The sequence below is a fragment of the Flavobacterium sp. B330r genome, assembly GCF_056824325.1.
In genome coordinates this window covers 5,124,318-5,146,448 of record NZ_CP124860.1, presented here as the reverse complement: position 1 = coordinate 5,146,448, position 22,131 = coordinate 5,124,318, and the positions used below count along the sequence as shown (strand labels likewise).

Sequence of the window (22,131 nt, the reverse complement as noted above, 5' to 3'; positions counted from 1 at the left end):
TATGTTACAATTAAGAATGAGGAAAACGGCCATTATTTTTGTAATGGCTGTTGGTTTTTTTAACCAGACCAACGCCCAGAAAAAGTATCCGTATCAGGATGCCAAATTACCAGTAGAAGAGAGAGTACAAGATTTGCTAAGCCGTATGACACTTGAAGAAAAAGTGCGTCAGATGGATATGTATAGAGGAGATTTTTTTAAAGATAAAGAAGATTTTGCTAAAGCTAAATCGGCAGAAAAAATCGGGAAATTAGGAATTGGAGCGATTCATGATCTTTATCCGCGTTCAGCGAAAATGATCAACGATCTTCAAACCAATGTAATCAAAGGAAACCGTTGGGGAATTCCAGCTTTGATTATGTGTGAAATGCTTCATGGTTATTTAGACGAAGGAAGTACCGCTTTTCCAATGAACATTGGACTTGGAGCAACTTGGGATGTTGCTGTAATGGACAAGGTGGGTAAAGTAATTGGTATGGAAGCTAGAGCGCATGGAGTTCATTTTGGTTTTGGACCAAATTTAGATTTAGGGCGCGAACCAAGATGGGGACGTGTTGCTGAAACTTTTGGTGAAGATGCTTTCTTGAACAGCGAAATTGGTTTGGCTTTCATTAAAGGATTGCAAGGAGACGATTTAAAATCGGATCGTTCTATTATTGCAGAACCTAAACACTTTGCCGTTCACGGTATTCCGCAAGCGGGAGGAAATTCTTCGCCAATTTTAGTTGGAGAGCGTTCAGCAAGAGAAGATCATTTGCCATCTTTCCAAAAAGCTTTTACAAAAGGTGGTGCTTTAGGAACAATGTGTGCGTATTCTGAATTGGACGGAATTCCTTGTGCTGCAAATCACTGGTTATTGACTGATGTTTTGAGAAAAGAATGGGGCTTTAAAGGAATTGTAGTTTCAGATTTAGGAGCTATTAAATACATTCAAACGACTCATAAAGTGGCTGATTCTCCAAAAGATGCTATTAGAGAAGCAGTTTCTTCTGGAGTTGATATGCAGTTTTACGATTTTAGCAATGAATTTTGGCAGAACACCATTATTGAATTGGTAAATGAAAAGAAATTGACAACAGAAAATATCGACCGTGCAGCGGGAGGCGTTTTGCGTTTGAAATTCTTGTTAGGATTATTTGAAAATCCGTACATAGATAAAAATCTAATTAAAGAGCGTTTTCATACTCCAGAAAATCAGAAAGTTGCTTTAGAAGCAGCTCAAAAATCGATGGTTTTATTGAAAAATGAAAACAATATTTTGCCTTTAAGTAAATCGTTAAAAAATATCGCAGTTATCGGGCCAAATGCAAATGCTTCAAGATTGGGTGGTTATGCTCCTAAAAATAGCGTGGGTATGACGGTTTACGAAGGAGTTAAAGAATTGGTTGGAAAAACGGCTAATGTAGTTTATGAAGAAGGAGTTCCATTAATTGTAAAAGGACAAATTATTCCGTCTAAATATTTATTTACTCCAGACGAATCTCAAAACGGATTAAAAGGAGAATATTTCAATAACAGAAATCTGGAAGGAACACCAGCTTTAACTCGTATTGATAGCCAATTAGAGTTTGACTGGCCTTGGGCACCTGGTGATGGTGTGAATGTGGATGATTTTTCTATTAGATGGACTGGATTCTTAAAATCGGATCAAGCATTGGACGGTTGGTTAGGTTTAAGTTCTGATGACGGAATTAGAATGTATATCGATGACCAATTGGTAATCGACAACTGGACAAAAGGTGCGACAAGCATGGTTACAGTTCCAAAAAATATCGAAAAAGGTAAAAAATACAAAGTCCGCATTGAGATGTGGGAAGGAGGCTGGGGAGCCAGAGCTCATTTCCGTTGGAATTTAGAAAAAGTAAACTTACAGCCAGCAATCGAAGCCGCTAAAAAAGCAGATGTTGCGATTGTAGTTTTAGGAGAATCTAACGAATTGGTAGAAGAAAACAGAGACGTTGCTTCTTTAGACTTATTCGGAATCCAGCAGCAATTGATTGAAGAGATCCAAAAAACAGGAACTCCAGTGGTTTGTGTGTTATTAAACGGTCGCCCGCTTTCTACAAACTGGATTGCTGAAAATATTCCAGCAGTTTTGGAAGGATGGTTTCCAGGTGAGTTAGGAGGAAGAGCGGTAGCCGATGTTTTATTTGGAGATTACAATCCTGGAGGAAGATTGCCAATTACAGTTCCGAAATCGGTAGGGCAGTTACCTATATATTATAACCAAAAACCATCTGCAATACATAAATATGTAGCAGAAAGCGAGCATCCTTTATATTCGTTTGGTTACGGATTAAGTTATACGAAGTTTGAATATTCTAATTTAAAGCTGAATACTTCTGAAATTAAACCAAATGGAGAAATAAAAGTTTCTGTTGATGTTAAAAACGTTGGAGATAGAGATGGAGACGAAGTGGTTCAGTTGTATATAAATGATGTATATAGTTCTGTAACGACACCAGAGAAAACTTTAAGAGGTTTCAAACGATTAAATATTAAGAAAGGAGAAACTACAACTGTTGATTTTACACTTACTAAGGATGAGTTAGGCCTTTATAATAGGGAAATGAAGTATGTTGTAGAGCCTGGAGACTTCGAAGTAATGGTTGGCGGAAACTCATCGGATCTTCTAAAAACCAAATTCAAGGTTTCGAACTAAAAAGTGTTAAATGCCGAATAATTTTAAACGATTTTTAGTTAAAAAAATGAATACAACTAAAAAAGGTCAAAATCTATTAGATTAATAGATTTTGGCCTTTTTTATAAGGCAGAGTAGGATTACAAATGAAAACGTTTTCTTTCAATAAATGACCAAAGATTTACCAACACCTGCGAAAAATTGTCATTTGTCGAAATTATATTTTGTTAACAGAATGTATTCTTAAGTTTAACATGTTATTAACTCTAAAAAAACAACTAATATGATTAAAAGCGTACTAAAATTACTGTTTGTCATATGCCTTTTTGGGTTCCAAGGCCTACAAGCGCAGACAACAGTAAAAGGAACGATAACAGATGCTCAAAGCGGAATTCCAATTCCTGGAGCAAATATTATTGTTAAAGGAACTAAAACGAGTGCTTCATCAGATTTTGATGGTAAATACAGCATTAGCGTTCCAAATCAATCAGCAGTTTTAGTTTTTACTTACGTAGGATCTTCTACAAAAGAAGTTGCTGTTGGATCACAAACTACAATTAACGTATCATTAGGTCCAGATACGCAGCAATTAGGAGAGGTAGTCGTTACAGCTCTTGGTATTAAAAGAGAGAAAAAAGCAATTACGTATTCTGCACAAAACGTTTCTGTAGATGAACTTTCTGAAGCTAGATCATTAAACGTTGCCAACTCACTTTCTGGTAAAGTTGCAGGTCTAAACTTCTCTACCACTTCAAATGGTGTAGGTTCTTCTTCTAGAATTACTTTAAGAGGTAACAGATCTCTTAACGGAAACAACCAGCCTCTTTATGTAGTAGATGGTGTGCCAATTTCTAACGGAACAACGAATACAAACCCTGATATTGATACAGGAGGAACTACACAACCTGATGGTATCTCTAACATTAACCCAGAAGATATTGCTTCGATGACTGTTTTGAAAGGTCCATCTGCAGCAGCTCTTTACGGATCTAGAGCATCAAATGGTGTAATCGTAATTACAACTAAATCTGGTAAATCTGGAAAAACTTCAGTTTCGTTATCATCTAACTTTATGGCTTCTTCTGCTTATAACTTGATGAATTTACAAAACGAGTACGGACAAGGTACAAATGGAAATTATGTTTCTAACTCAAGCTCAAGCTGGGGTGCACCTTTAGACGGACGTCAGGTATCTGCTTGGCAATTGGTTCGTAATCCAAATTATGCAGGACCAGCTACACAAAACTATTCTCCACAGAAAAACAACGTTATTGATTTCTACAAAACAGGATATAACTTAGCAAACACTTTGACAGTTACTGCTGGTAACGAAAAAGCGCAAGGATATTTCTCTTATACTAACACACGTGCTGAAGGTATTGTTGGAGGAAACCAATTGGACAGACACAATCTTAACTTAAGATTGACTAGTAAAATTACAGACAAATTAACTTTAGACGCTAAAACAAACTACATCGTTCAAGATATCGATAACTTATTGAGAACAGGTGAAGAGTCTATCGGAACTTCTGCTTATTTATTACCTCGTAGTATCGCTTACAACGATTACAAAGATTTCGAATATATCGATGCTGCAGGACAAAGACAAGTAAACTATTTCCTTGACGAAACTGGAGCTCCAGGAGGAAACCCATTCTGGTCTGCTTTAAGAGATGATGCTCGTACAGATAAAAGAAATAGATTTATTGGTTTAGCTTCTCTTAAATATGAGTTTACAAAAACTTTAAGTTTACAAGGTAGAGCTGGTTTAGACCAAATGACAAACAAAAATGTAAGAAACAGATATGCAACTGCAGCTTTCAATAGCAACATGGGTTCATACAGTGAATCTTATGAAACAGTAAGCGAATTAAACATTGATGCTTTACTTTCTTACAATGAAAAATTCGGAGATTTCTCTATCGGTCTTAATGCTGGTGCGAGTTCATTGCAACAAAATAGTTCAGCTTTAAATTCAGGCGGTGTATTAAGTAAAAGAAACTTCTTCGCGTTATCAAACGTGCAAACAGTTCAATCTACTTCTACAGCTTCAGAGAAAAGAATTAACTCTGTTTACGGATTTGGTCAAATTGGTTTCAGAAACTATTTATTCTTAGATTTAACAGCTAGAAATGACTGGTCTTCTACTTTACCAGAAGATTATTTCTACCCATCTTTCGGACTTTCTGCTGTTCTTTCTGATATGTTTACATTACCAGAAGTAATTAGTTTTGCAAAATTAAGAGCTTCTTATGCTCAAGTGGGTAACGATACAGATCCTTATCAAACACAACAAAGATTCTCTTACATTGGTGGTAATGGTGGTATGTTATACGGACAAAACACAAAAGCAAATCCAAACTTGAAACCGGAGATTTCTTCTTCTAATGAGTTTGGTGCTGATGTTAGATTTTTCAACAATCGTTTAGGTTTAGATTTCACATACTTTAAAACATTAACTAACAACCAAATTTTCTACATCAACACTCCTGAACCTTCTGGATATTCTAGAGCAATTGTAAACGGTGGAGATATCGAAAATAAAGGTTTTGAGTTCACGCTTAGTGCAACTCCAATTCAAACACAAAACTTCTCTTGGGATATTACAGCAAACTACGCTTCTTATAAGTCAAAAGTAAAATCTATCTTTGAAGGACGTGATGAATTAGTAATCGGTGAAGGACGTTTAGTTAGAAGTAAAGTAGTTAAAGGTGGAGAATATGGTGATTTATACATCAAAGGTTTCCAAAGAAATGAAGCTGGAGAAATTTTAGTAAACAGCGCTGGTATTCCATTAGCAACAAATGGTTTTGATGTTCGTGCTGGTAACTTTAACCCAGATTGGACTGCAGGTTTCAAAAATAACTTCAAATACAAAGATTTCTCTTTAAGCTTCTTAGTTGACTTTAGAATCGGTGGTGAAGTTATTTCATACACTCAAGCTAGACAAGCTGGTTTAGGGGTAAGTGATATTACTTTGGCAGGAAGAAATGGCGGAATCGTTGTTGATGGGGTTGTAGATAACGGAAACGGAACTTATACTCAAAATACAACAAGCATCAATGCTGAACAATACTGGACAGCAATCGGTCAAAGAACTCCAATTGCAGAGCCATTCGTTTATGATGCTACAAACATCAGATTAAGAGAGCTTGTTTTTGGTTATTCAATGCCAAAACGTTTATTAGGTAACTCAGGATTTACAAGCATCGATTTCTCATTAGTAGGTAGAAACTTGTTCTTCTTCTTAAACAAAGCTAAGTACTTTGATCCAGAAGCAGGAGCAGGTACAGGTAACTTGCAAGGTATAGAATCTTTCAACATTCCATCAACGAGAGATTATGGAGTGAATGTTAAATTTGGATTTTAATTAAAAAAGAGACATCATGAAATATAGTTTTAAAATAAAAACATTAGGAGTTGCTTTAATGGCAGTTTCTATTTTATCAAGCTGCACTGGCGATTTTGATGAAATAAACAAAGATCCTAATTCATTAACTGAAGATCAGTTAGATGCTACATTAGCTGGTCCTGCATTTGCTTCTGCATTATACGCAGGTATACACAATGGTTCTTATTCATCTCCAGGAGTAGATGATCAAGGTACTTGGGGTATTGCTACAGGTATTTTATCTTCAACTTTTATTCACTATTTAAACTGTGGATATGGAACGGAAAGAAATGCTTTCGTTAATGGATACGAAGGTAGAGGATGGACAAGATTTTACACCGTTGCGGCTCCAGCGTTATCAAATGCTATTAAAGCATCTGAAGGAAACGCAGAAGCTACTGCAATCTTAAAAATCTGGAAAGTTTTTATGTACAACCAAATGGTTGATGCTTACGGACCAATTCCTTATACTGAAGCTGGAAACGGAAAAGATAAAGTTCCTTACGACAGCGTAGAATTTATTTATGCAGATTTCTTTAAACTATTAGATGAAGCAAATGCAACATTAGCTTCAACTTCTGTAACTTCGGTTGCCTCTCTTGCCCCAAATGATAGAGTTTATTCAGGAAGTGTTGACAAATGGAGAATCTTCGGAAACAGTATGAGATTACGTTTGGCCTTAAGAATTTCGGATAAAGAACCTGCAAATGCAAAAACTCAAGCTGAAGCTGCAGTAGCCGCTGGAGTTATGCAAACAAATGATCAAAGTGCTTTCTTTAAAGCAAGTAACATTACTCCAAACAATTTAAATATGATTGTAAACAGCTGGGGTTATGTAATGACATCTTCTATGGAAAGTATCTTAGTAGGTTACAATGATCCGCGTTTAGCTAAATGGTTTGCACCAATTGCTTCAGGAGTATATAGAGGAAATCCAGTTGGAGGTTTAGAAGATCAATTCGGAACTACAGAATTTTCTAAATTCAACAATAATGTCTTAGGAAATGGAGCTGCTAATACACTTAGCGAAACTAAAAACATTGAAATCTTCATGGCTTCTGAAAACTACTTGAGTAGAGCAGAGGGAGCTTTAAATGGATGGAACATGGGAGCAGATGCTAAAACTTTGTATGAAACAGGTATTAGATTATCGCTTGCACAATGGGGAGTTACAGAAGTAGCTGACGTTAACGCTTATATTGCTGGAACAACATTGCCAACATTACCAAACATTTTGACAGTTTATCCAACTTTAGATTTACAAGATGTTCCAGTTAAATTGCCAGTGGCTTGGTCTGCATCTACTGCCGATCAAAGAACTCAAATTGCAGTTCAGAAATACTTAGCAATTTTCCCAGAATCTTGGGAAGCTTGGGCAGATTTACGTAGAAGCGATGCTAAAGTAATCTATCCAGTTTTAAATACTGATAACCCAGATGCTGGAGTTGGTAAATCTTTGATGAAAAGAATTATTTACACTACAAATGAGTACTCATCAAACAAAGCTGCTGTAGATGAAGGAGTTTCTAAATTAGGAGGTCCAGATTCTGGTGGAACAAGACTTTGGTGGGACACAAAATAATTAATTTGGTAAAGTAAAAAATCCAATCGATTTGTTACTTGAGCAGAAGGAGAGGTAACTCTCCTTTTGTTTTATATATAAACCAGTGAATTTTTGCCCCAACTTTAATTCATAATTAGCAATTCCCTTCGTTTGAAATTGAACCAAATTTAATTTGAACACATAGAAGCATAGGTTCTGTGTCTAAAAAGGAAAGTAAAGAGAAAAAGATTTCTTTTACATAGACTTTTATTATGCGTATTTGAATTAGTGAAACGCTTTTTTAGGTTTAGGAAAGCTATGTTTCGATGTGTTTAATAATTTTAAACAAGCACAAATAATATTAATTTTCATCAAAATAAAATGATTTTAAAGAAAAAATATGCTGTAGTAGGTCTATTGGCTTTATTTCTTTTTTCTAATGAAATGAAAGCACAACTGAAGGCAGTAAATATTGAAAGCAATTATATTGCAGATCCGCCTGTTACCACAAATAGCCATGCCTCAACTTTGGTCGAATACAAACCCAATGAGATTTTAGCCGCTTGGTTTGGTGGAAAATATGAAGGTGCAAAAGATGTCGGAATTTATATTTCGGCTTATAAAGACAAAAAATGGTTTGCACCAAAAGAACTGATTCAGCCCTTAATTAAAAACGGAGACACACTACCATGTTGGAATCCGGTTTTGTTTAAAAGCAAAAGCGAGAATTTGTATTTGTTTTATAAAATTGGAAAAAATCCGAGAGAATGGTTTGGCGCTATGATTGTTTCGAAAGATAACGGAACAACCTGGGGAGAACCAAAATATCTTCCAGACGGAATTTTAGGTCCAATTCGAAATAAACCAATAGAAACTACTCCAGGCGTAATTTTATGCGGAAGCAGTACAGAAAGTGTAGGCACTGACGAATGGCGCGTGCATGTTGAGGAGTATACTGAAGCAACAGATTCTTGGAAAAAAATAGCCGTAGAAAACAATCAGAACTTTGATATCATTCAGCCAACATTTTTAATTCATAGTAAAAGTGATATTCAGATGCTGTCTCGTAGCAAACACAATAAAGTAGTTTCGAGCTGGTCAGGAGACAACGGAAAAAGTTGGATTAGAACCAATACTATAAATGTCATCAATTCCAATTCTGGTATTGATGCTTTAACAGTAGACAAAAACACGTTTTTATTGGTAAATAATCCGCTTCCAATTGGAAAAGACTGGTTTAACGGAAGAAATATTTTAGACGTAGAATATTCTAAAGACGGTTTAAAATGGACGAAATTATTCGATCTCGAAAAACAGGAAAAAGGAGAATTCAGCTATCCAGCCATAATCCAAACCACAGACAAAAAAATACACGTTTTGTATACTTATGATCGAAAATATATTAAACATACCTCTTTCGATTTATAAGATAATAGTACGATGATAAAACAGATATTTAATTTTAACACATAGAAACATAGAATTTTATTCCTCTAGAAAAGAGAAATAGAAAAAGCTAGCTTTAACACATAGCTATGTGTTTTAATGTTAGTGAAACGCCTTTTTCAAGTTATGCAATCTATGTTTCTATGTGTTTTAAAAAAAAATCAGTAAAAATCCGCGTCTTTTCAAAGCAAATCCGTTTCATCCGCGTCCCATCTATAGAATAACAATTATGAAATTAAAACTTTTTTTTGCGACCGTATTTTTTTGCTGCACTTTCGTGAATGCACAAATGTCTAATACCTTTTACAAACATGATAAATACCTTTCATCTGATAAATTGGAAGGACGTTTTGTGGGAACAAAAGGGAATAATAAAGCAGCAGCTTACATTCAGAAGTATTTTAAAAAGTATGATTTAAAAGAATTTGGTAATTCATATTATCAACCTTTCCAAGTATTTGTAAAAGAAGGAATCAATAAAATGAAATCTGATAGTGTGGCTACGCAAAATGTTGTGGGTTACATTGAAGGTTCAGATCCTAATTTGAAAAAGGAATACATCGTAATCGGTGCCCATTACGACCATTGGGGTTGGGGCGGACAAGGTTCTGGAAGTAAAAAGAAAGAAGCTTTTGCCATTCATAACGGGGCAGATGATAATGCCTCTGGAGTATCGGCTTTGCTGTGCATTTTAGAAGAAATTTCAAAACAAAAAGTAAAACCTAAACGAAGCATTATTTTTATTTCGTTTAGCGGAGAAGAAGAAGGATTATTGGGTTCAAAATATTTCGTCAATCATCTTCCCGTTCCAAAAGAAGCTGTAAAAGTGATGCTCAATATGGATATGGTTGGAAGATTGAATGATAAAAAAGAGCTTTATATGGGAGGAGCAGGAACTTTTCCGAACGGAGTAGAATTAATGAAAAAACTGCAAGAAAATAGCGGATTAAATCCTGTTATACATGCAGGCGACGTTGGTGGTTCAGATCATGTTTCTTTCTACAAAGAATCCATTTCAGCAGTTGGTTTTCATACCGGTGGGCATCCACAATACCACACACCAGAAGACGATATTGAACTGATTAATTCAGAGGGAGGCGCATTGGTTTCAAAATATATTTACAATGCTCTTATACAAATTGCCAATTATGAAGAAACTTTAGTTTTTATAAAACAGAATTAAATCGTTGAACGAAATTAATTATTTCGTCAACTGATTAGATTTGATCTGTCTAAATCTGCTTTAATCTTTTAAATCTGCGTGAAAAAAATCTACGCGCAAGAATTATTTCACGCAGATTTAAAAGATTTTCGCAGATTAAATTAGATTTTATTTATGGAATAAATTAAGTCGACTAGTGAAATTAATGCCTGTTCAATTTCACAAAACAAGTTAAGTTAATTAGTTTTTGTTTTTTAGCAAAGACGGTGTCTATTACATATTATAGACGCCGTCTTTCATTTTAAAAGCCCATGAAGCCATGGCATCAATTACAGGGAGCAAACCAGTTCCTGCACTGCTTAATTTATAAGTTACAAATGGCGGTACAACAGGTTTTGCTTCACGAATAACCAATCCGTCGGCTTCTAGTTGTTTTAAATGCTGAATGAGCATTTTTTCTGTTACGGCTGGAATAGCTCTTTTCAATTCGCTATAACGTTTATCTCCGGTTGATAAATGATATAAAATAATGGGTTTCCAGTAGCCTCCAATTTTCTCCATAACAAAAGTTACAGGACATTTTTCTAAGGCATACTGCTTGTTTTCTTGAATAGTAGACGATTCTTTAATTGCTGTCATGATACATACTTTAGGGTAAGTACTTGTATAAAAGTAAGTACAAAGATACCTTTGTCCTGTTAAATAAAAAAACATTTTAAGATGAAAATTATAATTTCAGGTTCATTAGGAAACATAGGAAAGCCTTTAACGGCGCAATTGGTAAAATCAGGGCATGATGTAACGGTTATTAGCAGTACTGCAGATCGTAAAGACGCCATCGAAAATTTAGGAGCAAAAGCCGCAATCGGATCAGTTAGCGATGCTGATTTTCTTTCTAAAACTTTTACTGGTGCAGATGCTCTTTTTGCCATGACGCCTCCAAATATGGGTGGAGTTAATATCATTAAAAACACTACAGATGCTGGTGCCGCTTTCGCGAAAGCAATTCAAGAAACCAAAATTAAAAGAGTAGTGATGTTAAGCAGTATTGGAGCCGATTTGCCAACAGGAAACGGACCAATTGCAGGTCTATATAATATTGAGAAGATTTACGAGAAATTAGACGCTTCTATCACGTTTTTAAGAGCAGGATATTTTTACCTTAATTTCTTTAACGATATTCCGATGATAAAAGGAGCGGGGATAATGGGAGCCAATTTTCCAGCGTCAAACAGTATTCCGTTAGTGCATCCAGAGGATATTGCAGCGGCTGCGGCAGAAGAATTGCAGAAAACTCAAGAAGGTAAAAATATCCGTTACATTATTAGTGATGTAAAAACGCCTTCAGAAATCGTAAAAGCTTTTGGATCTGCAATCGATAAACCAGAACTTCCTTGGATCGAATTTACAGACGAGCAATATTTTGGCGGAATGACACAAGCTGGAGTTCCAGAAGAAATGGCAGGTTTATACACCGAAATGGGAACTGGATTACGAAACGAAACCATTGCTGCAGATTTCTTAAACAATGATGGAAATGCAACAGGTAAAATCAAATTAGAAGATTTTGCTAAAGAATTTGCTTCAAAATTATAATCATAAAAAAACATTCCGCTTACTATAAATAGAAGCGGAATGTTCGATTAAAAAAAAACTCAAGTGATGAATTTTCAACAAACTGTTTTCACAGCTGTATATTTTTAGAATACCCCAATGTAGTGGTTTCCTGGTTTGTTGATCAATTTAGCACCTTTAGTAACTTTTCCTGAAGGAATATCAATTACATAAATGTTACCATCTTTTCCAACTGGTGTTACTGCGATATAGAAACTGTTTCCATCCACAACAAAACCTTGGTATTGTCCAAAATCTAAATCAGCGTCGTAGTCAATGCCTTCTACTTTTTGAGCAGTTCTTGCATTCAAATCTAATCTCGCTACATAACCTTGATTTGTGCCATCAAAAGTATATACTGCATAAGCAATTCCGTTTCCAACATATCTCCAAGCATCAATATAGCTTCCTTTTACTCCTAAAGCGGTATCTAAGCTAAATACATAATTATCGTCGTATTGATTGTTTTGATTGATTTTTAAGATATAAGAACCTTTTTGTGTATCTCTTTGCGTAGCTTGGTAAATGTTTCCGTCAGTAGCCACAAAGCTGTTGAAACTTCTGTAACCGCTAGTATCTCCAAATCCAACTTTTGAAGTAATTACCACAGGATTTTCTAAAGAAGGATAATCAACCACAACAGATTTAGATCCTAAACGTTCAAACGTAGTTTCGTTTTTTGATGGATCAGCAGTGTTCGTTTTACGCATCCAAGTTCCAATAATTAATTTGTTTCCTGCTTTGTTTAATGTTGGAGCATCTAAACGGAAAATATGGTGTCCTTGTGCTTCTTCTTCAGCAGTCAATGGAATATCGTATTGTTTGTAAGCAGAAATTAAAGTCTGTTTCATGTCTAAAGACAAGACAGTAGCTTTTCCTCTTGTGTTTTTATATGACTTGTCTTCGTTTACATTAACAATTGGAGTAGCCACGTTAACTGCAACACCGGTTTTGTCACCATCAAAAAGTTTTACCCATCTTGGAGATGTACCAGCATATTGAGAAATATTCACTTTAGCATCAGATACTGCAAAATTGTTTCCTCCGTTTACTTTATACGTCATAAATTCACCTCCATTAGCACCTGTGTAAGTGATATTGAAAAGCGTGTTTCCGTCTACAGAAGATTGAAGACGAGCTGTTCTGCTAGATTGTACAGGAGAACCGTTATCGTAAACGTTTACAGAAAAGTTAGGATCAATTGCGTTTTCTTTGCTGATTGCGTAAACTTTTGTACCACCGTTTCCGTCACCTGGATCTGTTTGCATTACTGCTCCTGCAACCGTAATCCAACGTCCTTCTGTAACCGGATTAACAGGTTCTGAATTTTTATTATCGTCGCTACTGCAAGCCGTGGTTAATGCAAATGCACTAACTAGTAAGCTAGATGTAAATAATTTAAATGTGTTTTTTTTCATCTTTATTGCATTTAAAAATTAGTTATTAATTGAGTGATTAAAATTTATTTAAGGTATAGCTGAGTTTTAAATAAAAAGCTCTTCCTGGTTTTTGGGCCGCAAAATTGTCATAAACCTGTTCATCAAATACATTTCTCGCATCAAAACTTACTGTGAATTGCTTGTTCGGAAAAACATAGCTCAAACCTAAATCTTGAGGAAACTGCGCTGTAGTTCTATCGGTTTCAAGCCAAGAAGTATAAAACGGAGCTACATAACCGCAGTAGTAATACAGATTAAGCTCTGATTTGCTCTGAATTATATTTCTAAAGTTGTACTGAAGATTCGCATTTAGATTAAAGAAAGGCTCATTAGGAAGCTGTTTGTTGTAATTTGGAAGAACATTCCCGTTTTTATCGTATTTGTCTTTAAACAGCGAATTGAATTTGGAAAGATTCATCCCAGCAAAAAAGCGATTGTGGTAAGAATATTGAAAAGAAGCTTCAAAACCAACAGACTGTGCTTTTCCTAAATTGACAAACGGAGAAGCTTGAATGGCTTCATTTACACGGTCACTAATCTGACGGACAATTTTATCTTCGGTATTTCTCCAAAAAGCATTTCCTGAAACGGTAAGCTTATGATTATTCATTTCGTAAGGACCAAATCGCAAGCCAGCATTAAAATTATTGCTCTGTTCAGGTTTTAGACCAGAATTACTGATGATATTTTCTCCAGGATTACCAAATATTTCATTTTCTGAAGGAAGTCTGATTGCTTTTTCAGCAGAAGCCATCACCATTACTTTTGGAAGAATAGAATAAGAAGCGGCAATTCCGTAACCCGTATAATTTGTTCTTTTAGAAGTAACAACTTCTTTTACGACATTCTGACCATTTTCGGTTACAACTTGCGGATCTCGCTGTTCATTTTTGAGATTGTAGTTTTTTACGAAAAGATTGGCTCTCATTCGAGATTGAAACGCCGTCATTTCATAAGCAAAAGAAGAAACAGTCTTGGCTAAATCTCTAGTAATGATAAAGTTTCGTGTAATTTCGGGTTGCATTTCATCAAAATCATTTCGATCAAGAATATAGGTCATTACATTAACCAATACTTTATGATTTTCGGTTATCGAATAGCTTAAACCCGCTCGAGTATTAAAAATATCCGATTTCATATGGTTGATAGTAGGCGCGCCTTGTTGTGCTCCAGTATTGGTTAGAATGGGTTGGCCGTAGAGACCAAGTGCTTTTTCGCCATTCCAATTGTAATTCCATTTTACGGTATCGTTGATCACATCGTTTCTATGACTATAAACAGTAATAAGAGAAAAATCAAGGTTTTTAATTAGAAAGTCTTTTTTGCTGTAATTCAAACTAAAAACATTTGCTGCAGATTCGCTAAAACGTCCTTTATAAGGTTTTGTCATATATTGTCCATGCTGAATCTGATTGTAATCTTGAGATCCATTATAGCTAATAAGAAGATTGTCTGCCCAATCTACATTGGTAAAACCAGCTTCTAATCTTCCTCCAAAAGATCGATACATGCTTTCAAATCGCTTGGCGCGAATGTATTCGTAACGTCCGTTTGGCGCTATGTTGTAAACCCATTTTCCCCAAACTTCATAATCATTATCAGAGTAATTTTGAAAAGCATTTGCCTTTACTGTGAATCCGTTTTTATCTCTAAAAGAAGCATTAACATTAGATTGAACGGTATTAAAAGAACCGTAAGAAACAGAAGCATTCAAACTATTTTTGGCACCTTTTTTCAAAACGACATTAATTGCACCTCCAAGCGAATCATCTGCTAAATAAGCAGGAACTACTCCTTTAAAAACTTCAATTCTTTCAATTAATGCAGGTGGAATGCTATTTAAGCTAAAAGAGGCCCCATAAGTCTGAATTGGAACTCCGTCAATAAAAATTCTGATGGCATTTCCAGACATTCCGTTGATATTGTAAGTAACAGCAGAACCTAAACCTCCATTTTGTCTGATTCTTACACCTCCCGAACGGTCTAATAAATCGTTGGTTTGCAAGTTTCTTTTTGCCGCTTCTTGGGTTTCAATCACGTTAACAGCAAAACCTTTTTCTATAATGTCTTTTTTGAAGGTCTTTTTTTCAATTTTTACTTCTTTAAGCGCTTTCGGATCTGTTATTTTTTCTAATGCAATATTGATCTGGTGCAACGGACGATTAACAGAGATATTTATTGTTTTCGGTTTAGCCTCCATAGAAGAAATTTCTAAGTTGTAGCTTCCGTAAGCCAAACCTTTTATTTCAAACTGACCGTCATTGTCAACTACAACAAACTTTTTCGTTCCTGCAACTTGAACCGATGCACCAAAAGCGGTTTCGTTATTAGCAAAATAGACTTTTCCAGTAATTTTTCCGGTTTGTGACCAAGCCGAAATGGTAAATAAAAATAGAAGTAAAACTGTTCTCATATTGAGTCTGCAAATAAAAGTGCTGCAAACTTATATGATAATTTAAATTTAATCTAAATAAAGCAATTAGAAGATCATTAGAATTGAGTGGAGGATTCTAATGTTATTTTAATGTTGTTTTTGAGTTACGAGTTGTGAGATGTTAGATGTTAGATGTGAGATGTGAGTTGTGAGATGTGAATAGGGAATTTGTGTTGTCCTCCTGAGCGAAGTCGAAGGATATGTACAAAGTGGATTTTTTAATCTCGCAAAAGTCGCGAAGTCGTAAACTTTGAATTAAAAAAACTTAAAAGAACAGGAAATAAACTTCGCGTCTTCGCGACTTTGCGAGATTATTTCATTCCAATTATCAATACTATACTTTGCGTATATTCTTCGAATTCGCTCAGGAAGACAGTCGAATTATCATTTCACATCTCACATTTGACGTTTCACCATTTACAATTTATAAGAGAAGTTTTTAGACTTAACAACTTTCCCTTTATCAGTAATCATAACACAACTATAATCAGGGAATTTTTGAAGTAAAAGCAAGCCTTCTTTTAGGCCTAAAACCATCATTGAAGTGCTTAATCCGTTTGCGGTTTCTGCGTTCGGACCAAAAACGGTTACACTGCATAAGCCCGTTGCAGGATAACCCGTTGCAGGATTTATGATATGAGAATAACGTTTTCCGTTAAAAACAACAAACTTTTCATAACTGCCAGAAGTAGTTACAGCACCTTCTTTAAGCGGAATTGCGGCCAAAATCTTTTCGGGCATAAACGGATTTGTAATTCCGATTTTCCAATCTTTTCCGTTGGGTTGTTTTCCCCAAGTGCTCATATCTCCAGAACCGTTTATAATTCCGGCTTGGACACCTTTTGCAATCATCATAGCACGACATTTATCGGTTGCATAACCTTCGCCTAGAGCGCCAAAACCAATTTTCATTCCTTTTAATTTCAAGAAAATAGTTGATGCTGTGCTATCTAAAATGATGTTTTTATAACCCACTTTTTCCACCGATTTTTTTATGGCTTCCGCCGAAGGCATTTCGGTCATCGAACCATCAAATTTCCAAATGCGATCTAAAGCAGCAAAACTAACGTCAAATCCGCCATTGGTAATTTTAGAAAGTTTAATCGCTCTTTGTGCTAATTCGAAGACTTCGCGATCTACTTTTATAGGTTTTACTCCAGCATTTTGATTGACTTCAGAAACTTGAGAAGTGGGTTTCCAATCGGAGATTAGATTTTCAATTCTTGTAATTTCAGCAATAACTTCATCTATATTTTTTTCTGCAGAAATTGAATTTTTATCTACAATAGAAATGTCAAAACGTCCGCCCATAAGAAGAGTCGTTCTCTTACGTAATACTTGCGAATATGAAGATAAACAGCAAACAATTACAAAAAATAATGAAATTTTATATGACATTAATTTATTCATGAAAATGTATTTAAAGAGCTCCGGAGGAGCAAAATATTTATAGAAATAGATTAGGCATCCATGGATAAAGCTCCAGAGGAGTGATATCTCTAGATTATTTATGTCGCCCCTCTGGGGCTTTAGCTGTATGCGGATAAAATTGAATCTATAAATATGTCATCCCTCTGGGATTTGTTTTAAAATTAAGAATTAAGAATTAAGAATTAAGAATTCAACTTAGAAATCAACAATCTAAAATCTAAAATTACTCTAATAACAGTCTGTCAAAAATTGTTTATTGGCTTTGTATTCTTCCAGTGTTTTTAATCCTTTAGCTATACACAATTCACTTAATATAGCTTCGACATCTTTCTGCATGGCAAGCGAACCGCAGATCATAACGACACCGCCTTTTTTGAATAAATTCGTAAAGAATGATGAATCTCTTTTAATCAAATCCATTACATAAATATGTTCGGCTTCACGAGATAGTGCCACATGAAAATTATCCAGATGCTCTTTTTGCATCATTATGTTAGCAAACTTTTTATATGCCATTAACGTAGGCGTTTCCATCCTAAATCCGCTATACAAATGAAGTTCCTGTTTTGCTTTGTTCTGTTCGATCATTCCTAAGAAAGGAGCAATTCCTGTTCCGTTAGAAATAAAAGCCACCTTTTGCGCTTTCTTTGGAAGATGAAAAGCAGGATTTTTTACAATTTGTGCTTTTATCACATTTCCTGGCTCCAGAGCATTCAAAAAGCCAGAACCTAATCCGTTTGGATGCAGTTTTACAACAAGCTGAATATTCCCAGAATGATTCCCGATAGAGTAGAGGCGCTCTCTAGAATCGTTGGCCGGATAAATTGCTAATAAATCTCCTGAACTAAATTTAGCTCTTGCATTTGCTCTTAAAGTCAGAATAAAAGTATGTTCCGTTTCAGAAATTGGTGTTTTATCCAAAACCATTAATTTTTGCAGACCTTTTGGAACATGGTTGTATAATGATGGAGTGGTAGCCAACGGAATTCCCGTTTTTTCACTCCATAATTTTACCCATTCTACAAACTCAACAGCCGATTTATCATTTACAGTTTGCAAATCTAAATAACGATCTGCCCATTTTTGCTTTTCTAAAAGCTGGTCAATTTCAATAGCAAATTGGCAAAAATCAGGATATGATTTAGAACCAAAACCAACCACAGAGAAATTAATATTCTGATCTTGATTTTGTCTTTCTAATATAGTTTTGAATTGAGTTGCATTAGAAGGAGCATCTCCCAAACCATGAGTTGAAGTAAAAACAATAATGTGTTCCGCCTTCGGATAAGTCGAAAATTTATTTAATTCGCTAACAAAAACTTTTTGTCCATGATTGATTAATTGTTTCTGAATTGAATTGGCAAATCGGAACGAACTTCCATTCTCTGAACCAACCAAAAGAATAAAAGTACTTTCGCTGGCTTTAAATTTATTTTTAATTCGGCTAGATCTTCTTTTTAAAGTAATGGCAAAACCAGAATAAATAAAGAATAAAATATTGATGCAAGCAATTGCTAAAATTACAGCCCAGATTCCGTTAATTCTTCCAGTATGAAGATCTAAACTTAATGCTGCAAATTGAGTTCGCATTGGCGAAAGCTTTTCAGAAATTACAGCTCCTGTAACCTGATTTACTTCAACCTCTCGGTCTTTCAATTCAATAATATAATATTCTTCGGGATCATCAGTAAAAGGAAATTCAATTTTCTTTACATCAGATAATAAAGTGGTATTGAAAATTGAAGTTGTTTTGGCTTTGTCTGAAAGTTCTGTTTTTACGGGTTTTGTTTTTTCTTCGCCCATAAAAAAGTTGAATCTTTCTAGCGATAAATAAGTTCCGGTAAGTGAAATGATCAAAATCGGAATTAAAGCCAATCTTCCTAAAAGCACATGATAGTATTGCGCAAAATATTCTTTGATTATTTTAGAAAAGAAATTTCGGATGCCGCGCTGTCTTTTTAAAACTAGTACGAAACCTGAAATTGATATTAGAAATAAACAAAAAGAAATTACGCCCACAAAAAATCGCCCTGCTTCATGAAGAAACAATGAACGGTGCAAACTTGTAATCCAATTTATAAATTCAATTTTCTTTGCTGGAGTTCCGAGTGTTTTTCCCGTTTTTGGATCAATGTAGGCTTTAACGTCATTTCCATCTGCATCAATTGCCTGAAGTGTTACAAACTGATTGTAATCTACACTCAATTCTGTAATTTCTGGATACACTTTCTTTAAAATTGGCAACGTTTCGCCCAAAGTTATTTTATTAAAATCTTCTGCTTTGTACGGAAGTGTTTTTTCCTGAACCGCATCGACAGCCAGAATGATTCCTGTTACCGAAGCCAAAAGCAAAAAAATAGAAGAAAATAAGGCTAAAGCCAAGTGCGCATAACGCCAGAAAGAAAGAGTCATTGAGTATTCTATTATAAAACGTTTAAAGCTTTGTCAAAGTTTAAAACGATGACAAAGCTCAGATTTTAATTCTAAGCACAAAAATAAAATTTGTACTCATTATAAGGTTAAAAAATAATGTGCTAAAGATTATATTTTGTTTAACCTTACATATTTGATGTAACCTTTACCGTCTGTTTTTTCAGCTAGACCTTCAGTTGTTAGCGGAATTTCAAGATCGCTTACATAGTATTTCTGGTCTTCAACAGCCGACTCAAAATGAAGTTTATAGCCTTTATTGATTTTAGAATTTTCGATTTCGATTGTTGTCACACTGCGGTCTCCGCCAGTTACAGAAGCACCAGTTTTAGCGCTGATATCATCATTTTTCTGAGTATGGAATTTGTTCCATTCTTTTAATGATTTGTACCATTTTTTATCATCGCCCATTACATAAAGTGTCTTTTCGTACTCACCAGCCGAATTAACAAGAGAAACAACGATATAAGCACCTTCTCCCATATAGTTATTCATTTGAAGCATGATTTTGTATTTGCTTGATTGCGCCTGAGATTGGAAAGAAACTAAAAAGATAAAAGCGCTGGTAAGAGCAATTTTTAATATTGATTTCATGAAAAATTATTTGTATTGATTGTAATTTAAATTCCAAAAATCAAATTCCAAATTCCAAACTCTATTCTTGGAATTTGGAATTTAAAATATTGATTATTAATTATTTTATTTTAAAAACTCAACTGAGATATTATTTTTGGTAAGCAGATCATTTTCTTTTGCTAAAGCATAAGCCGTTTCGTCAAACTCTGTGCTGATGTCTTTTTTAGCTCCTGCTGAAACTAAATATTTTAAAATAGCATCATCTTTAGAGGTCATTGCCGCTCTGTGCAAAGCCGTTAAACCATCTTTATTTTTAGCGTTGATGTCTACTTTTAAATCAGTTATTTTTTTAAGAAGAGACACGTCGTTTTTCGTAATCGCAATATGATACAAAGTGTTTCCATCTTTTTGAGGAGTTGCAAGGTTTAACCCTTTGTCTTGAAGTAATTTGGCTTTAGCATCAAAAGGATCTTTGGCCGCTTTTTCTCTTCCTGCAGGGCGATACGATTGTACTAAATAAACCCCTAAATTATTTCCGTCTTTATCTTTTACGTTTACATCTGCGCCTTTCGTCAAAAGTAAATTTACAGCATCTGGAGTTCCGTTTCTAACAGCAAAAGTCAAAGCCGATTCTCCTTTTAGATTTTGTGCATTTATGTTTTTAGCTTTCGGAAGAAACAATTCTAAAACAGCAGTTTCTCTAGCTCCAGCTGCTACCATAATTGGTGTATTTCCTTCTTTATCGGCGATGTTTGCATCAACATCTTTTCCTAAGAAATATTTAATGATCTCAGTTTGATTTGGTTTTCCAGCCAAGAAGTGTAATACATTTTGTCCCGCTTTATTTTGAGAAGTCGCTTTAATTTTTACTTCTTCAACCAAATATTTATAAGTTTCAAGAGTATTAGTTTCTCTACGGCTTCCTTGCGCAGCAAATAAAAGTGCATTGCTAGTTGGTTTAATGCCTTTTTCTAAAAGTTTTTTCAAAAGAGCAATATTCCCAGATCTTGCAGCATATGTAAAAGCAGTGTTTCCATCATTGTCTACATCTTTTAAAGACATTCCTTTTGTAGCGAAATAGTCAGCAGCTTTTAAATCTTTATCAGAAGAAATGGCTAAAAGCAAAAGGTTAGCTCCATTCGCATATTTTTTTGTCGGATTAAGTCCAGCTTTAAAGAAAGCGTCGTACATAGCAGCATCTGATTGGCCGTTTGAAGCGGCGAAATCAGCAGGAGCAGTTCCGTGGCTGTCTTCAAAATTTATATCAGAACCTTTTCCAATTAAGTATTGAACCAATTCGGTATTTCCTCTATAGGCTGCCCAGTGCAGGTAGATACGATTATCGTGCGTTAATTTTGTGATCGAATTTCCAGGCTGCTCCACTAAAAACTTGATAGTTGCAAAAGGAGCATCATTATTAATAGCCAACGTTGTAACATCAAATGCATTAGCATTAGCTTCAGCTGGATTATTTCCTTTAGCGATTTCTGCCTGAACCGTTTCAACAGTCGGTGAAGTTTTCCAGAAAGCAGCATCTAGCAACGCGTTTTTTTGCTGAGCACTTACAAATAAAGTAGCAGCAAATGCAAAAGAAACGAAAAGATTCTTTTTCATATTTCGATAATTTATGGTTATTGAATTGTACAAGATTAAATTTATTTTTTAGGAATATTTTATTCTATTTAGAATAAATAAAAATAAAAGCAAATGTAAAAATTAATATTCTTAAACCAAGAATAATTTGATGTAAAAGGGGAATTTGATGCTATTTTTCTAAAAATTAAGAATCCCTTAAGTAAATTTTAATTTTGTTTTAATTCGGTCTCTTTTTATAAGAAGAAAAAATGCTTTCGAGATGGTTTTCTAACTTTATGGAGATAATAAGTTTGAAAGCTAGGATTTGTGCTGCTAATTCATTTCTGAGGTGCTGATTTTACTAGGATAGTATATAATTTTAAGATTTCTTTTATTGTAAATATTTGTAGTAAAGTAGATTACAGTTTTTTATAGTATCATCGTTATTT

General features: G+C 34.8%; 13 protein-coding genes. 6 read left to right on the top strand and 7 right to left on the bottom strand.

Going from position 1 to position 22,131, the window contains the following annotated elements:
• Window position 1 precedes the first annotated feature (1 nt).
• The 5 genes from QLQ95_RS22790 (at window position 2) to QLQ95_RS22770 (ending at window position 10,204) form a co-directional block, all read left to right on the top strand.
• Window positions 2-2,662 carry a glycoside hydrolase family 3 protein gene (locus tag QLQ95_RS22790; RefSeq protein WP_482501832.1) on the top strand — a complete coding sequence of 887 codons (2,661 nt, stop codon included), beginning with the start codon at window positions 2-4 and terminating at the stop codon, window positions 2,660-2,662.
• A gap of 262 nt (window positions 2,663-2,924) precedes the next feature.
• Window positions 2,925-6,011: a SusC/RagA family TonB-linked outer membrane protein gene (locus QLQ95_RS22785; RefSeq protein ID WP_482501830.1), complete on the top strand. Its 3,087-nt coding sequence runs from the start codon at window positions 2,925-2,927 to the stop codon at window positions 6,009-6,011.
• Window positions 6,012-6,027: 16 nt separating this feature from the next.
• Window positions 6,028-7,614 carry a SusD/RagB family nutrient-binding outer membrane lipoprotein gene (locus tag QLQ95_RS22780; protein ID WP_482501828.1) on the top strand — a complete coding sequence of 529 codons (1,587 nt, stop codon included), beginning with the start codon at window positions 6,028-6,030 and terminating at the stop codon, window positions 7,612-7,614.
• 342 nt (window positions 7,615-7,956) lie between these two features.
• Window positions 7,957-9,003, top strand: a complete 1,047-nt coding sequence (locus tag QLQ95_RS22775) for a sialidase family protein (protein WP_482501826.1) — start codon at window positions 7,957-7,959, stop codon at window positions 9,001-9,003.
• Window positions 9,004-9,250: 247 nt separating this feature from the next.
• Entirely contained in the window at window positions 9,251-10,204 is a 954-nt protein-coding gene (locus QLQ95_RS22770; RefSeq protein WP_253251842.1) for a M20/M25/M40 family metallo-hydrolase, read from the top strand.
• Between the two features lie 252 nt (window positions 10,205-10,456).
• Here the strand turns inward: QLQ95_RS22770 and QLQ95_RS22765 are convergent, their stop codons facing one another.
• Window positions 10,457-10,822 (bottom strand): winged helix-turn-helix transcriptional regulator, encoded by a 366-nt coding sequence (locus tag QLQ95_RS22765; protein WP_095930384.1) that lies wholly within the window; start codon window positions 10,820-10,822, stop codon window positions 10,457-10,459.
• Between the two features lie 81 nt (window positions 10,823-10,903).
• On the opposite strand from QLQ95_RS22765, the gene QLQ95_RS22760 reads away from it, so the two are divergent.
• The gene (locus QLQ95_RS22760; protein WP_482501824.1) at window positions 10,904-11,779 is read left to right on the top strand and encodes an NmrA family NAD(P)-binding protein; all 876 of its coding nucleotides are present in this window, start codon (window positions 10,904-10,906) and stop codon (window positions 11,777-11,779) included.
• Between the two features lie 104 nt (window positions 11,780-11,883).
• Here QLQ95_RS22760 and QLQ95_RS22755 read toward each other — a convergent pair whose 3' ends face one another.
• The 6 genes from QLQ95_RS22755 to QLQ95_RS22730 form a co-directional block, all read right to left on the bottom strand.
• Window positions 11,884-13,215, bottom strand: a complete 1,332-nt coding sequence (locus QLQ95_RS22755) for a hypothetical protein (protein WP_482501823.1) — start codon at window positions 13,213-13,215, stop codon at window positions 11,884-11,886.
• 37 nt (window positions 13,216-13,252) lie between these two features.
• Entirely contained in the window at window positions 13,253-15,649 is a 2,397-nt protein-coding gene (locus QLQ95_RS22750) for a TonB-dependent receptor (RefSeq protein WP_482501822.1), read from the bottom strand.
• A gap of 438 nt (window positions 15,650-16,087) precedes the next feature.
• On the bottom strand, window positions 16,088-17,080 hold the full coding sequence (locus QLQ95_RS22745) for an FAD:protein FMN transferase (RefSeq protein WP_482501820.1): 993 nt from the start codon (window positions 17,078-17,080) through the stop codon (window positions 16,088-16,090).
• 249 nt (window positions 17,081-17,329) lie between these two features.
• Window positions 17,330-19,513 carry a PepSY domain-containing protein gene (locus tag QLQ95_RS22740; protein WP_482501819.1) on the bottom strand — a complete coding sequence of 728 codons (2,184 nt, stop codon included), beginning with the start codon at window positions 19,511-19,513 and terminating at the stop codon, window positions 17,330-17,332.
• Window positions 19,514-19,642: 129 nt separating this feature from the next.
• Entirely contained in the window at window positions 19,643-20,125 is a 483-nt protein-coding gene (locus QLQ95_RS22735; RefSeq protein WP_482501817.1) for a DUF2271 domain-containing protein, read from the bottom strand.
• 105 nt (window positions 20,126-20,230) lie between these two features.
• Window positions 20,231-21,721 carry an ankyrin repeat domain-containing protein gene (locus tag QLQ95_RS22730; protein WP_428238094.1) on the bottom strand — a complete coding sequence of 497 codons (1,491 nt, stop codon included), beginning with the start codon at window positions 21,719-21,721 and terminating at the stop codon, window positions 20,231-20,233.
• Window positions 21,722-22,131: the final 410 nt, after the last annotated feature.

What these genes read in the sequence shown, in the direction of transcription:
- QLQ95_RS22790 (WP_482501832.1), top strand. Translation starts at nt 2, where the DNA reads ATGTTACAATTAAGAATGAGGAAAACGGCCATTATTTTTGTAATGGCT.
- QLQ95_RS22745 (WP_482501820.1), bottom strand. Translation starts at nt 17,080, where the DNA reads ATGAATAAATTAATGTCATATAAAATTTCATTATTTTTTGTAATTGTT.
- QLQ95_RS22770 (WP_253251842.1), top strand. Translation starts at nt 9,251, where the DNA reads ATGAAATTAAAACTTTTTTTTGCGACCGTATTTTTTTGCTGCACTTTC.
- QLQ95_RS22740 (WP_482501819.1), bottom strand. Translation starts at nt 19,513, where the DNA reads ATGACTCTTTCTTTCTGGCGTTATGCGCACTTGGCTTTAGCCTTATTT.
- QLQ95_RS22730 (WP_428238094.1), bottom strand. Translation starts at nt 21,721, where the DNA reads ATGAAAAAGAATCTTTTCGTTTCTTTTGCATTTGCTGCTACTTTATTT.
- QLQ95_RS22760 (WP_482501824.1), top strand. Translation starts at nt 10,904, where the DNA reads ATGAAAATTATAATTTCAGGTTCATTAGGAAACATAGGAAAGCCTTTA.
- QLQ95_RS22735 (WP_482501817.1), bottom strand. Translation starts at nt 20,125, where the DNA reads ATGAAATCAATATTAAAAATTGCTCTTACCAGCGCTTTTATCTTTTTA.
- QLQ95_RS22755 (WP_482501823.1), bottom strand. Translation starts at nt 13,215, where the DNA reads ATGAAAAAAAACACATTTAAATTATTTACATCTAGCTTACTAGTTAGT.
- QLQ95_RS22750 (WP_482501822.1), bottom strand. Translation starts at nt 15,649, where the DNA reads ATGAGAACAGTTTTACTTCTATTTTTATTTACCATTTCGGCTTGGTCA.
- QLQ95_RS22775 (WP_482501826.1), top strand. Translation starts at nt 7,957, where the DNA reads ATGATTTTAAAGAAAAAATATGCTGTAGTAGGTCTATTGGCTTTATTT.
- QLQ95_RS22765 (WP_095930384.1), bottom strand. Translation starts at nt 10,822, where the DNA reads ATGACAGCAATTAAAGAATCGTCTACTATTCAAGAAAACAAGCAGTAT.
- QLQ95_RS22780 (WP_482501828.1), top strand. Translation starts at nt 6,028, where the DNA reads ATGAAATATAGTTTTAAAATAAAAACATTAGGAGTTGCTTTAATGGCA.
- QLQ95_RS22785 (WP_482501830.1), top strand. Translation starts at nt 2,925, where the DNA reads ATGATTAAAAGCGTACTAAAATTACTGTTTGTCATATGCCTTTTTGGG.